This window comes from Candidatus Eisenbacteria bacterium (assembly GCA_016930695.1).
In the GTDB taxonomy this organism is placed as follows: domain Bacteria; phylum Orphanbacterota; class Orphanbacteria; order Orphanbacterales; family Orphanbacteraceae; genus JAFGGD01.
On the sequence record JAFGGD010000060.1, the window covers coordinates 42786 to 56930 of the forward strand.

Annotated in this window: 10 protein-coding genes; 2 read left to right on the plus strand and 8 right to left on the minus strand. The window is 65.2% G+C overall.

The window, feature by feature from the left end; translation table 11 throughout:
- Positions 1–52: 52 nt before the first annotated feature.
- The 3 genes from recG to dapF are packed head-to-tail and all read right to left on the minus strand — an operon-like array spanning position 53 to position 4504.
- A complete protein-coding gene (gene recG / locus JW958_14770) occupies positions 53–2074 on the minus strand; it encodes an ATP-dependent DNA helicase RecG (GenBank protein ID MBN1827508.1) in 2022 nt (673 codons plus the stop codon).
- Positions 2064–3650 (minus strand): FG-GAP repeat protein, encoded by a 1587-nt coding sequence (locus JW958_14775; protein MBN1827509.1) that lies wholly within the window; start codon positions 3648–3650, stop codon positions 2064–2066. The genes recG and JW958_14775 overlap by 11 nt, the downstream gene beginning before the upstream one ends.
- Positions 3647–4504, minus strand: coding sequence for a diaminopimelate epimerase (dapF, locus tag JW958_14780; protein MBN1827510.1), 858 nt, complete (start codon positions 4502–4504; stop codon positions 3647–3649). Before dapF ends, JW958_14775 begins: the two co-directional genes overlap by 4 nt.
- 190 nt (positions 4505–4694) lie before the next feature.
- On the opposite strand from dapF, the gene JW958_14785 reads away from it, so the two are divergent.
- Positions 4695–5672 carry a hypothetical protein gene (locus tag JW958_14785; protein ID MBN1827511.1) on the plus strand — a complete coding sequence of 326 codons (978 nt, stop codon included), beginning with the start codon at positions 4695–4697 and terminating at the stop codon, positions 5670–5672.
- A 227-nt stretch (positions 5673–5899) separates the two neighbouring features.
- Here the strand turns inward: JW958_14785 and JW958_14790 are convergent, their stop codons facing one another.
- From JW958_14790 to JW958_14800, 3 genes are all read right to left on the minus strand, one after another.
- The gene (locus JW958_14790) at positions 5900–6868 is read right to left on the minus strand and encodes a hypothetical protein (GenBank protein MBN1827512.1); all 969 of its coding nucleotides are present in this window, start codon (positions 6866–6868) and stop codon (positions 5900–5902) included.
- Positions 6869–7179: 311 nt separating this feature from the next.
- The gene (locus JW958_14795) at positions 7180–7404 is read right to left on the minus strand and encodes a hypothetical protein (GenBank protein MBN1827513.1); all 225 of its coding nucleotides are present in this window, start codon (positions 7402–7404) and stop codon (positions 7180–7182) included.
- 15 nt (positions 7405–7419) lie between these two features.
- The gene (locus tag JW958_14800) at positions 7420–9288 is read right to left on the minus strand and encodes a hypothetical protein (GenBank protein ID MBN1827514.1); all 1869 of its coding nucleotides are present in this window, start codon (positions 9286–9288) and stop codon (positions 7420–7422) included.
- 304 nt (positions 9289–9592) lie between these two features.
- Here JW958_14800 and JW958_14805 point away from each other — a divergent pair, with 304 nt between their 5' ends.
- Positions 9593–10468 (plus strand): right-handed parallel beta-helix repeat-containing protein, encoded by an 876-nt coding sequence (locus JW958_14805; GenBank protein ID MBN1827515.1) that lies wholly within the window; start codon positions 9593–9595, stop codon positions 10466–10468.
- Positions 10469–10622: 154 nt separating this feature from the next.
- Here the strand turns inward: JW958_14805 and JW958_14810 are convergent, their stop codons facing one another.
- Complete coding sequence (locus JW958_14810; GenBank protein MBN1827516.1) at positions 10623–11507, minus strand: site-2 protease family protein; 885 nt, start codon at positions 11505–11507, stop codon at positions 10623–10625.
- Positions 11508–12465: 958 nt separating this feature from the next.
- A complete protein-coding gene (locus JW958_14815) occupies positions 12466–13740 on the minus strand; it encodes a hypothetical protein (GenBank protein MBN1827517.1) in 1275 nt (424 codons plus the stop codon).
- Positions 13741–14145: the final 405 nt, after the last annotated feature.

Sequence of the window (14145 nt, forward strand, 5' to 3'; positions counted from 1 at the left end):
CTCTTTACGGCGCCTGTCAAGGCGCGCGGGGGGAAAGGGATGCCGGGCGGATTCAGCCGGAACGGACGGGACGGGGGAGGTTCTCGGGGAAATCCAGGGCGACCCGCGCGAAAGCTTCGCGGCGGGCCGCCTCCAAGAGGTCCGTGTCCCGCAGAAGATCGGCGATACCGAAACCGAAGCGCCCGCTCTGGCGTTCTCCGAGCAGATCGCCCGGCCCGCGCAGCCGGAGGTCCGCCTCGGCGATTCGGAATCCATCGGTCTCCCGCCCGATCACGGCGAGGCGTTCGCGCGCCTGCGGTGTGAGTTCTCCCCGGGTATGAAGAAAGCACCAGGACGCGAGATCGCTCCGGCCCACCCTCCCCCGGATCTGGTGGAGTTGGCTGAGACCGAAACGGTCCGCGTCCTCGACGATCATCACCGTCGCGCGGGGAAGGTCGACGCCGACCTCGATCACGGTGGTGCTGACAAGCAGGTCCAGCCCGCCGCCACGGAAACGGTCCAGTGTCTCCACCCTCTCCGCCGCCGGGAGCCGGCCGTGGAGGAGGCCGACGCGATAGTCGCGGAAGGGACCTTCGGCGAGCCGTTTCGCCGCGGTGACCGCCGCCCGGCGATCGCCCGTATCGCTCTCCTCGACGAGCGCGAAGAGAACGAACCCCTGCTCCCCCGCGTCCAGACGCTCCCGAAGAAGACGATACGCCTCGGCGCGGCCGCGGTCCTCCATGTGGCGCGTCTCCGGCGGGCGCCTTCCCGGCGGCATGGTCCGGATGAAGGAAATGTCCAGGTCGCCGTAAAGGGTGAGGGCGAGTGAGCGCGGAATCGGAGTCGCCGAGAGAAGGAGAAGGTGGACCGCTTCCCCCTTGGCGGGGAGGAGGGCGCGTTGCCGCACGCCGAAGCGGTGCTGTTCGTCGACCACGGCGAGGGCGAGGTTCCGGAAGCGGACCGGTTCCTGGAGCAGGGCGTGCGTGCCGATCAAGATCGCCACGTCGCCGTCGCGGGCGGCGCGGCGGACGCGCTCCTTCTCCGCCGCGGAAAGGTCGCCGGTGAGCAGCTCCACCCGAAGGCCGAGCGGCTCGAATCGCTCCGCCAGGGTGTCGCGGTGCTGGCGGGCGAGCACCTCCGTCGGCGCCAACACCGCCGATTGCCCCCGCGCGCCGGCGACCCAGGCGACGGCCGCGGCGGCGACGACGGTCTTCCCGCAGCCGACGTCGCCGACAAGAAGACGCTCCATGGGGCGGCCCGATGCGAGGTCCGCGCGGAATTCCTCCACCACACGCGCCTGGTCCTCGGTCAGAGGGAAGGGGAGCGCGCCCAGAAAACGGCGAAGGACCTCTTCCCCCCCCGGCTCCGGGCGAGGCGTCGAGACGTCCAGGCGTTCGCGCCGGGCACGGGCGAAAATGCTCTGGAGACGATATAACTCTTCAAAGATGAATCGTCGCTTCGCCCTCTCCGCTTCCTCCCGCGTCTCGGGGCGATGGATCGAGCGGATCGCCTCGGAGAGAGCGGGAAGACCGAGGCGCCGGCGGAGTCCCGTCGGGAGAGGATCGTCGAGAGGGGGGAGGCGGTCGAGGGCGTGGCGGATCGCCCGCCGGAGGGTGCGCGGCGGAAGGCCGGGCACGTTCGGATAGCGGGGAAGGATCCTCTCGAAATCGGTTTCCTCGCCGTCGCGGATGACCTCGAATCGGGGGTGGAGGAAAACGGGCGGATCTCCGGTGGGCGCCCCCCGGAGAAGCATCCGGACGCCCGGCTTCAGAGATCGGGCGAGGTAGGGAGCGCGGAACCAGAGGGAGCGGGCGCTTCCGGTGTCATCCGCTACGATCGCCTCCACGGTGGAGCGCCGCCACCCCCGCCGGAGGAGACGGATCGACTCGAGACGGACGTGAAAGACCGCGGGGTGGTCCGGTTCCGCCTCGGCGACGGGGCGCCGCTCCGAGGGAAGGATGTACTCCCGCGGCGGGAAACGAAGCAGGTCGCCGACGCTCTCCACACCCCGCTGCGCCAGGTCTTTCGCGCGGGCCGGGCCGATCCCCGGAAGGGCGTGCACCGGGGCGTCGAGGTCGATCGCTTCAAGGGTCAAGGGGTGTCGTTCTCCGCGGCGGGTCCCAGGGGAGGAAAAACACCTCGCCCGCGTCGCGCCGTTCGTCCATCGGTCCGTCTCCGCGCATGGTGGAGAGGATCAGGAGCGGCCGGCCTCCGAGGCGGCTTCGGCCGAGGGCGCTCGCGATCCGGTCGTTCACCGTCGGGCCGAGGAGGCGGAGGTCGGCCTCGTCGGCGGCGAAATCGTATCGGGGCCGGAGATTGGACTGCCGTCCGCCGAGAATCGCGTAAACCATTCCGGCGTCGAGTCGCCCCGCCGCCGGCCCGTCGTGGAGCATGGAGACGACGATCAGGTCGCCGAAGCCGTCACCGCTCCAATCGAACAGATCGATCAAGGAACCGGCCTGGTCCCCCGGCGCCTCGCCGTGAACCGTCACATCCGCTCCCTCGGCGAGATCGATGGATGGAGAATCGGGGGGGGCGCGGTGGCCGAAGAGAACATAGACGCCGCCGCAGTTGTCCCGTTCGTTCTCGGGGCCGTCGGCCAGGTTCGCGCCGATGGCGAGATCGTCCACGCCGTCGCCGTCCATGTCCCCCATGGCCACGGAAACGCCGGTGGCGTCGTAGGCGTCGCCGCCGTATATCGTGAGGTTCTTCCCCTCCTCGACCACCTTCTCGCCGCGGAAACGCACGCCCGGCCGGCCGAAAAGAACGAAGGTCTCCCCCGCGTTGGTCCGGCTGTTCGCCGGTCCGTCCGCGAACCCGCAGCCGAGGACGAGGTCGGGCGCGCCGTCGCCGTTCCAGTCGCCGACCGCCATCGCGCCGCCGAGCCCGTCGGACTGGTCCTCTCCGTGCAGCACCGGGACCTCGTCGATTGCGAGATCGATGATCCCGTCCAGGTCCTCCCGGCGGTCGCCGTATACGAAGTAGACGGCGCCCGCGTCGGTCTCGTCGCCTCGGCGTCCGGAAGAGCCGACCGCGGCGAGCAAGAGGTCTTTCTTCCCGTCACCGTCCATGTCGTGGATCAGGATACGGCGACCGAGACGGTCCCCGGGCTCGCGGCCGTAAATCACCAGATCCGGGTCGCGCCGCGCATCCACATGTTCCATCCGGGAGCCGGAAGAACCGCCCAGGAGAAGAAACGCTTCGCCGCAGCGTGGGCGGAGCGAGTCGGGATGGCCGCCGGAGTAACGCGCGCCCACAGCCAGGTCGGGGAGGGCATCCCCGTTGAAATCGCCCGTGTCGACGCAGGAACCGATGCGATCGCCCGGGTTCGCGCCGTAAAGGACCGACACGTCGAATGACTCACCCGGCAGATCTCCCACCGGTCGCCCGTAGAAAACGTAAATCTCACCGCAGTTGATCCGGTTATTCCTCGGACCGTCGCCGAGCCAGGCGCCCAATACGAGTTCATCCAACCCGTCGCCGTTCAGGTCGCCCAGGCGGACCTGCACGCCCATTTGATCGTCCGGATCGGCGCCGAGAAAGGAGAAGTCGAAGCGTTCGGCGAGGTCCGCGGAGCGGGCTCCCCTCCCCTCCTCCGCGGCGGCGGCGGCGGGGACGGCGGCGGAGAGCGCGCAGGCGAGCAACAGCGTCGCGACTCGGCGGCCCGTCAACGGACCTCTCCCTCGCGACTTCTGTCGGTGTCGATGGTCCCCTCGAAACACTCCTCGCACCACCCCCGCAGGATGAGCCCCTCCTCCGCCTCTTCGATCACGAGGGTCCCCCCCTCCATCACCAACTCCGCCCGCGGGCCGATGAGCCCCTTGCGCCGCGCCGCGGCGAAAGCGCCCGAAGCGCCGGTGCCGGAGGACTCCACGGGTCCGACGCCGCGCTCCCAGAGTTTCACTTCCAATCGATCCTCTGCGGCGACGCGGGCGAAATCGACATTGGTCCTCTCCGGGAAGAGAGGGTGATTTTCGATCTGCGGGCCGAGAATCTTCCAGTTCTCGTCGGTCCACCCCTGAAACACCACCGCCTGCGGATTGCCGATGGAGACGCCGCTCACGCGGATCCGCCCTTCGGCGAGGTCGAGCGGAACATCGAGGGCGTCCTCCCCCGCGACGCGCACGGGAATCTCGGTGGGGTGAAAGCGCGGCGCCAAGATCGAGGACCGGATGAAGAAGCGGCCGTGCTCCCTGCGCTCCAACTCGTGGCGGGAAACGCCCGCGACGGTTTCCACGGTCGCCACGTTCTGCCCCTCCCCCTCGCGGGCGAGAGAGTAGGCGGCGACGCAGCGGGTGCCGTTGCCGGACATCTCCCCTTCGCTCCCGTCGGGGTTGAAGATACGCACCAGGAGATCCGCCACGTCGGAATGGTGGAGAAGGAGAAGCGTGTCGGCGCCCACCCCCTCCTTCCGGTCGCAGAGGAACCGGGCGAGGGAGGGCGGATCGGCGACCGGCGCCGTCCGTCCGTCCACGAGGACAAAGTCATTCCTTAAGGCCTGTACTTTCGTGAAGGAGATCCGCATCGGACGCCTCCCGCCGGGATGGGTTGTCGGGTTCCTCCTCAGCATACCCGCGATGCCGGGGATCGGCAAGGGCGCGCCGGACCTCCCTCGAAAGAGCGCAGGGGGAGAGAACGCCCCGGATCGCGGGAGGGGCGGGCCGCGCCGCATACCCCGTTGACAGGCCTCCCCGCCATGGATACAGTTTCTCATTATGATGAAGAAAACGCTGTTTCTGCCGCTTCTCGTCGCTCTGTCCCTGAACACGGCATTCGCCTACACCGAGGTGGGGCTTCATCCCTCCTCCTCCTACACCGCCTCGGGAACCGCTATGGGGGGCGCCGTCGCATCCCTGCCGGCGCACCCTTCCAACCTCTGGGTGAACCCCGGGGGACTCGCCTATCAAACGGGGATCCTCTTCTACGCCGCGCCCCACGACGAGGTGACCGGTTACGATGAAGAGATCCGCGATCGGATCTTTATGGCGAGCTACGCCGGGTTCGCCGGTGGAACGGTGGGCGCCGCCTTTATCCTCCGCCAACAGAAGGATCAAACCTTCCTGCAGGACGGCGGATCCTTTCCGGTCGACATCAATGAACCCGCCTTCCTGGTCTCCTACGGCAGAAAGGCGACCGGCTCGCTCGGCGTGGGGCTCAGCGCGATCGGGTACCAACACAGGGCGGACAAAGACGCCATCGACGGGGATCCCGCCTTCGGCATCACGGCGGGAGTTCTCTACCGAACCGAGTATCTGCACAAGGGCCGTACGCCGATCGATCTCCGATGCGGCTTCGCCGTGGCGAACGCCGGCCCCCGCTTCGACCTGGGCGAAGGAGAGGCGGACCTGCCGCTCAACCTCCGCACCGGCTTCAGCGCACGCTGGGAGAAGGAGCGGGGAACGGAGGTCACCGGCGCGGCGGACCTATACGTGCTCTACCGGGACATAGGAAGCGGCAGCGACTTCGACCGATGGGGAGGCGGCGTCGGCGTGGAGGCGAAGATGAACGGCGTGGTCGCGGTGCGCGCGGGCTATCGTTGGGACGACGACTACCGCCCGGATGATTGGACCTACGGCTTCGGGGTCGGGAACGAGGTCTACGAGCACGTAGGGGGGATGATCGAATACGCCCACGCGCCGGGGGAGGGAGACTTCGCGGACCACATCGGTCTCCGTCTCTACTGGATTCCTTAGCAGGTCGGGCGAATCGAACACCGCACGAGCCCGGAGCCGAGCGCTCCGGGCTTTTCGCGTTTGTACCCGTACCGGGAGCCTCGGCTTCCGAGTACGCGCGCGGTTCGCCTTTGCGCCCTTCGGGCTCTTTGCGGTGACGGAACAGACCGCGACGGACACGAACGGAAAAGGGCCCGCCGGGAAGGCGGGCCCGAAAGCGAACGCTCGGAACACGGGAGCAAGGTTTTCTAACGAATCATGCAGTACTTGCCGGCGTACTCGAAAACGGCGAGTTGGAACTTGCCGGTCATCCCGATTTCCTGCTGCTGCCTGCGCGGATAGACGTCGACGATGTAGCCGCCGACCGGGAAAGTTTTCCCCTGTTTCATCATGTCGATCAAAAGGAGTTTCACGCCGTCCTCGTCGAAATCGATCAACTCGAAACGGCGACCGGCGGCCGTGATCACGAAAACATCGCGCTCCGTCGGCTCCTCGATTTTTCTCTCCCGCGGATAAAGAAGACCACGGGCGTCGAATTTTTCCTTCCCCTCTTCTTCTTCCACTCCGGCCGCCAGTGTGTCGGAGAAGGGCTCGCCGAGAGTGTCGGCCAAGGCTTCCTCTCCCTCCTCGGCGGTCTCCTCGGGAATGCTCAGCGCGAGTTCGGCTTCCTTCCGCGCGATCTTCTCCTCTTCGGTCAACTCACGCACGGACCACTCGATGGTCACCGGAATCCACACCTTCTCGTCCACCAGGCTGAGCGACGGCGCGGTTTCCTCCCAGGGTGTGATGTCGATCGGATCGAAGAGGGAGATGTCGTAGAGTTGCTTGTCGATCAGCAGGGGCATCCGCGACTCGCCCAGCACCCAGTTCGTCTCGATCGTCTCGCCGCCCACTTCGACCCCGTGCAGCCGAAAATGGGGATACTCCCGAGGCCATTTGCGGACGAGCAGACTGAAATCCTTCCCTTCGAGAGTGGGATAGAGATCCTCGAAGTCGTCGGCGGTCACCAGGTGGACCGAACGACCCTGACGCAGAAGCGCGAAATTCCCTTTCACGGCGGCTATGTCCGGGTCGACGATTCGGTAGGTGTCCGTGGCGCTCTCCACGGAGCCGCTCATGGCGTCGTTGGCGGTGGCGTCGACATAATTCTCACCCCGGCCGCAGGCCAGGGAAAGGGCGATCAGCGGAACCCACAACAGGTACGCGCGCAGGCGCATGATTAAGTCCCCCGAGGTGACTGGTTGATAGATTGTCGACTTGCGAGCCTATCACCCGCGCGAGAAGGGTGTCAACCCGATTGTCCGCGCCGTTTTACGACGGCATTGGAGACGCTTGCGGCGCCCACGGAAAACCGTTCCGGCGCGGCGGACCACGATAGAAGGCCGCAAGCCCTTCTTGCAGAGGTTCTCCGCGACGACCCGGCGACCATCCCCCCGTTTGGCGGGAAACGCAAGGGCTGAAGACCATGGGGGACAAACGAATGAGAGGGAGAGGGAGAACGCGGCGGCACGGCGACGGACGCCCCCTTTTACGCGAAAATACGCTCCGCCTCACGACCGGCTACGGTTTGCGGCCCACCCCTCCCATCCCCCATCGACGGAGGGAAAAGCAAAGGATGGTTCCGCTTGCCGAGTTTACATAATAGGGGGGGCAGGTCGTTCAGATCATTCAGGTCGTTCAGATCATTCAGGTCGTTCAGATCATTCAGGTCGTTCAGGATGTTCAGCGTGTTCAGGATGTTCAGGTCATTCAAAGATGCGACGGCTTCTCAGCGGAGGAGAGTCATCGGGTGGACCGCGCTCTCACTTCCCGTCAGGATGCGGCAGAAGTAGAGGCCGCTCGGAACCTCCCTTCCCCGTTCGTCCCGTCCGTCCCACTCGAGAGTGTTCTCACCGCGCCCCACGTCGCCGTTCAACAAGACCCGGACCAGGGCGCCTCGCAGGTTATAAACCGCCGCTTCCCCTCTCCCCGCGGCCGGCGCCTCGAACACGACGCGTGTCGTCGGATTAAAGGGATTGGGACGGTTACAGAGAACACGAAGCGATGCCGGCGGTTCCGATTGCGGTTGGGGCGTAGTCCCGCCGCCGTCCCCGTCCCAAGAAAGGACCGTCGCGGAAGAGAAATTTCCGGCGGAGTTCCGAGCGCGAATCTCCACACCGTGCCTCCCCGTTCCCGCGAGGTCCGGCGGGATCAATGAAAAAGCCTCCTCCGCCTCTCCCCATTCGCCGTCCTCGGGGAGGGCGGGGGTCCATTCGCCGCCGTCGATTCGCGCCTCCACGACTTCGATGGTGTTGATCGAGATCGCATGGGCGTAGCCATAGGGGTTCCGGTTCGGAAGAGGGCTCACCGAAACGGTTCCGGCAACCCGCCCCCCCGATCCTCCCTCGGTGTACGCCTCGGTGACGATCGGATCGGTGTCGATCACGTCCGGGATCCCGTCGCCGTCGTTGTCGGCCCAGCCGATCTGCCCGATCGCGGTGGCGCTCAGCGTCGCCCGAAAAAGAGGCCGGCTCCGCATGATGCACTCCGGCTCCTCCTCCGGGCAGGAGCCGTACTCGCTGTTGGCCGTCTCTCTTTCCAGGTAGCCCGAGGTCCGGTCGCAGGGAATCCTGGCCGAAGCGTATTGGTCGAGAGCGTAGAAGATGTGCCCCATCTCGTGCGCGCAGACGGCGGCGAAATTCTCCGGTCCCCATCCGTCGTTGTCCAAAGTGAGCACCAGGAAAGGACCTCCGAGATAGGCGTAGGCGAAATAGACGCCGTCGCCGAACATCCCGTCCGGGTCTTCGCTGGAATCGATCACATAAATCGCGAAAGCCCAATCGAGATCCAGACGCCCTCTCATATCGTTCAATAATTTCTGCGTGCCCGTGAAGCGATCCCCACCACCCCATCCGAGCGATTCGAGAGCGCCTCCGATCCAGAGCGCCTCCTCGCTTTGGGGATGGGTGATCGGCTCGTAGGGGACGGAAACACCGGTATGAAATTCATACGTGAAAGAAAGCAGGCCGGACGGCGCCCATCGCGCCCACCAGTCGGTGGCGCGGCCGATCTCGGCGACGATCCGGTCGACCTCCGATTCGGTCCAATCCTCCGTGGAGGGCTCCACGGATCCATCCGACTCGACAAAAATCACGGCGACGCCGACCCGCCCGAGCATGTACTCGCTCCCGTCCCAGAATCCCGCGCCCGCCGGACCATATTCCCCGCGCGCGCCGACGGCCTTCTCGGGGAGGGCGGGGGGAAGAAGAGCATCGCCGACAAGCGGTCTCCCCATCCGGGGGCTCTCCCCCTTCGCCGCCGCGCCATCCGAAGAGCGGACCCGGTTCCAGATCCGTTCCGCCGGACCCGCGGTCTCCTCCGCCTCGCCGGAACGCATATCCCACTCCGGGCCGAGAGACTCCCGAAGCGCCGCCTCCCTTCCGGACGGAAGGTCGATAATGAGGCGGCGGGGCGGGAAGCGGTGAAGCACCGCCCCGCCCGCCGACCGCACGAGACGCTCCGCCCCGGCGCAATCGCCGGAGCTTCCCTGGCGCGCGAGCAGATAGGGCGAACCGAACACGCCGGAGGGGTGTAGAAGCAGAAACGCCGCTGCCGACACCATCCAGCGGGCCGCCCGTTGTGCGAATCCGAGATGCATGGCCCGCTCCGTTCTGTACGGAGAAGACGCAACACGGATGCCAGGACGGCGGCATGCGCAAGAAACGCACAGGCCGTATCATGTTGTTTTTTATGTTGTTATGAGTTCGTCAATCGGGCGACTCCGCCGCTCCGACCGGAGGCGCGCATAGCGACGCGGGCTGCATCGTCGGTGGAAGCGCATCGCAACGTTCCTCCTTCTCTTGCGCCGGGGCGCGTGAAGGCCGATACTCAAACAGCCGCGTTTCCCGACGGGGCTTCCGGACTCCTAATCGGGTTTGTCCTGTCCAAAAGGAGGTTTGCCGATGAAACGCATATTCCCCTTTATCGTTCTCGCTCTCTTCTGCTCCGCCCCGCCCTCTTCGGCGGTCACGCATCACGTGGGACAGGATGGCGTCGCCCGGGGCTACGAGTTGAACGAAACCATTTATGGCTCGGCCGACGGGGACACGATCCTGGTTTATCCCGGCACCTATGTGGGCGCGTACATCTACGCGGCGAGCAAGGACCTGGTGATTCGAAGCGTGGAAGGCCCCGAGAAGACGATTCTGGACGGGGACAAGGCCCTAATGGTCGCCTGGTTCCTCCACGTGACGGACAAGACCGTCCTTGAGGGCTTCACCATCCGAAACGGGTACGACCCCCGCTTCTCCGGCGGCATCCGGTGCGGCGGCGACGCGATCATCCGGAACAACATCATCGAGGGGTGCCAGTCCGGGTGGGGAGGCGGCGTTTACGTTGCGCCACAGAAGAAACCGACCATCGAGGGGAATCTTTTCCGAAACAACATTTCCACGACGGCCGGCGGCGGTATTTACGCGCAGTTTTCCAGGCCGGTGATCCGGAACAACACCTTCGTGGGGAACAACGCCGAGATCGGCGGGGACGACATTGCTCTCTACGGCACGTCCGCCGTGGTCGAGAACAACCTCTTCACCGGCAACAAGGGGCTTTCCTCGATCTATCTGAAGGGGGACAAGAACGAGATCACGCTCGACTGCAACGCCTTCTGGAACATCAAAGGGCAATGGATCGCCGGCGAAAAAGGGGCCGTCATTCCCGAGGACGGGAACCGCAAAACGGCGGACCCGGGGTTCGCGGACACCCAATCGTACAGTCTGGGCGCCTCCTCACCCTATGGGAAGAGCTGTTCCTGCGGACCGATCGGCTGGAGGTATTGATCGGTCTTTTACGGACGAAAGAAACACGACGGGGCCGCGGGCGCACCGCGGCCTTTTTTTGCGGCCGGCCCTCCCCGTCCCGAGCGTCCGGGAGCCTTTTCCCGAGCAGAACGATTCATGGACTTGCGCGAATGAAATTCGAACCGGGGACCGTTTAGGGGATGGAAAACGAGATGGGGATGGGCGTGAACGCGGCGATGAACAAGATCAGGGTGAGGACGCCGATCCATTTCCGCCGGGTGTCCAGGCCGACCTCTTCCCCCAGCGTGGGGGGATGGCGATAGCCGAAGTAAAGGAGGAGGAAGACCAAAAGAAGCCAACCCGGTGAGTAGACCACCGCCAACAGCGCGAAGGCGCCCAGCACGGCGAGGGAGATCGGCGCCGCACGCCTGCCGAGGAGACCGTACAGGACATGCCCCCCGTCGAGCTGGCCGATCGGCAACAGGTTGAGGGCGGTCACAAAGAGGCCGACCCAACCGGCGAAGGCGATGGGATGGAGAAGAAGCGTTTGTCCTTCGGGAATCGGACCGTTCGCGACCCGGCTGAGAAGCAGGAAAAGGAGCGAATCCCCGAGTGAGAGAATTTCACCGGCGCCGAAATTATCAGGCACGACCCTGGAGAGGCGGATGCCGATCAGCGTGATCGGGATGGCGACCACGGTGCCCGCCAGTGGACCGGCGACCCCCACGTCGAAGAGCTGTTTTCTCGTCGCCCGCCTCCCGTCCATTTTGATCACCGCGCCGAAGGTGCCGATGATGGTAAAGGGCATGGGAAGAAAAAAGGGGAGCGTGGCGGGGATGCGATGGCGCCGCGCCGTCAGGTAGTGGCCCATCTCGTGCGTCAGAAGGATCGCGATCAAGGCGATCGAGTAGGCGACGCCGCCGACCAAGGCCGTGGACAGGAGGGTCAGTGTAAAGAGAACCGCCTGAATTCTGGGAAAAGGCCGGCGCGGGCGGACGGGAACGTACTCCCCCGCCCGCGGATCGTATTCGAGAGCCGTTTCCGATTCGGGATCCCCCCAGATCGGTTTCCCTTCCATCGTCGTTTTCCTCTCCGACCCCGAATCGATCCGCTGCAGGAAACGTTGCCGTGCAAGCCGTCTGACCGTTTCAGGCCGATCCTTCCCTCGAACCGGGCACCCGACTATAAAAGTACCGGTTTTATCGAATCACACAAGTGACAATACAATTGAGGAGCGTTATCCGAGGCGACTACAAAGGATCGACGGGAGCCGGGAATCCGGAGTTCATGAGAGAGGTTGGACGCCGGACTTGGGTTCCTAGGATGAGTTCGCGGGAACCGGAATCAGCGTCGCAAATTGAATAGGCGCGGGAATCGGCCGGGGACGCGTTGAATGCTCTTCAGTCGGGTATTGGGGAGTCGCGGCCTACCCGTGCGCGAAGAGTCGCGGTCGACCTGATACGGATCGACAAGAGTGGCGGGAACCGACGGGAAATTAAAGATGCGGGGGGCGGAGGGCTCGCTCCGCCTGGGAATCCTAGAGCTTTTCGGACCACCCCCCGCAGTCTCCACGGTTGTTTCCCACGGTGGTTTTTTTCCCCGTCCTGGTTTTCTCTCTCCCCCGCATCACCTCCTTTCCCGTTCGTGAACACCTCCGTATATTCTCGCCAGCGGCTCACATGGAAACCGCGGACGTTCCCATTGAGAAGCACGAGACGTGCCGGAATCGAAGATGGGGCGGGCGGAAGCGCAAAGCATTGCAAGAAAAGGGAATGCGATTTTCGTCCCCCGGCCGAGTCTCAGAAGAAGTGACCACGGCGTTGTCGTTTCGGTGGTTCCCATGACCACGGTATGGTCGGCGAACAATCGGGAGACCTCTCAACCGTTTCGAGCCGCCGTCAGGCGATCCGTTACCCTCTCTCATGCTGTCGTTCCCGACTCGACCGCGTGAATCCGTCGGCGGGGAAAAAAGAGAGAAGGAGGAGACGCACCGCTCTTGCACCATCGCGTTCCGGTAAAGAGGAAAGGTATAGGGATCAGCGAGCGGACACGGCCCCTTGGTAAGGAGCGAGAGCCTGTTCGAGAAGCTGCGTGTAATCCCGATGCAACACCTCCCGGACCGCTTGTTCCGGTGGCGTTCCGTCGCCGATCCGGTCCAGAAGCCGGGACATATGCCGGCCCGTGTAGGCCGTGCGGATGTGCGCCACCACCAGGTAGGATTCCAGGTAAGCGACCTCCACGAGCGATTCGGGCAGATCGAGAAAACTGTCCTCGAGGCCTTCGAGAGGGAGGAAACCGGAAACGGCGGCGATCCGCCCCGCCGCGCGCGACCGCGCCGCCGTCCACTCCCCGGCGACGTTCTGCGCCAGTCCCTCGTTCAACCAGGCGGGGCAACGATTGCCCACCCATTCAAAGACGACCACATGCGTGTACTCGTGCGTGGCGGTCTCGCGAAAGGCGCGGTCCACCTCCCCACTCTCCGGGAAAGGCACGCGAATCTTGCCGTCATAGAGCCCCCGAGTCCAGCCGTGCCCCTCCATGAGCCGGCGGAAGTCTCCCGGAGGATAGGCGACGCCGCTCACCGTCTGCTCCCCGAAGCGCCCCAGCTCCCGATGGACTCGGCGGCGCGCCTCCTCGAGCGCGTCCAGCATCCCGCCGACCAAGGCCCGCGCGTCCGGATAACCCGCGTCGTAGGTGATTCGGAAGTGAGGACTCCGCGCCTCGCGATAACCGTCCTCCAGTTCCCCCTCGCGCCCCGCCTTGTCGATACGCCGGCACAATTCGCTTCGCTCGGGATCGAGACGAACCGCGCTCTCCCAGCATCGAATCGCTTCCTCCTGGAGATCGAGCCGGTAAGCGGTGTCGCCCGAGAGCGCCCAGGCGTCCGCGTCCTCCGGATCGAGCCTCGCCGCCTCGCGATAGGCCCGATGCGCTTCCATGAAAACACCGTTCTCCTGATGGACGAAGCCGAGCACCTTGTAGAAAAAGGGAATCCCGTCGTCGATCGCGATCGCCTGCTTCGCTTCGCGAACCGCGGTTTCGTATCCATCGACGGACGCGCCGTCTTGGGCGATCCGGAGGGCCTCCCGCGCGTGGGAAGAGGCGAGGTTGAAACGGATCGTCTCGTCCGCGGGCAACGCCGCCGCGGCGGTTTCGAAACAGAGGATCGCGTTATGGAATTTCCCGTCCCGATAGGAACGAAGACCGCGCTCGTTCCAGACCGCCGGCTCGGAGATCGGCCCGCCGGAACGCACCGGCGCCGCGGCCAGGAAAAGGACGGCACATAGGAAGGGAATGCGGCGCGAAGACAAAGCGGCCCCTCCGGATGGAGAGAATCCACCCTGGAAAGAGCCACTCTACGTATCGGCATCTCCCTCCCCCGATTTCAGTCCTCGGCTGTTCATACTTTGCACATTCTTCATCCCTCATCATCCCGCGCGGTTGAGCGGAGAAAAGGAACGTCGCGGACTCCCGCCATCCCCTCCGCCTCCTCTTCGGACGGACGGCGCGATCCTTCGAGGAGAAGGGGCGGGACGGGGATTACCTCCCTTCCGCCGCCGGGCTCCCTCTCGGGGCCGTCTCGACTCGCCGGGCACCCACCGGAGCCCGCCTCCGTCGAGGGGATAAAAGAATCTGTCGAGCTTAACGGGGCGGGCGAAGGTGGGTCGGCGAGCGAGAAGAGGGAGGATGCGGAAGCATCCGGACCGTGCCCCGAA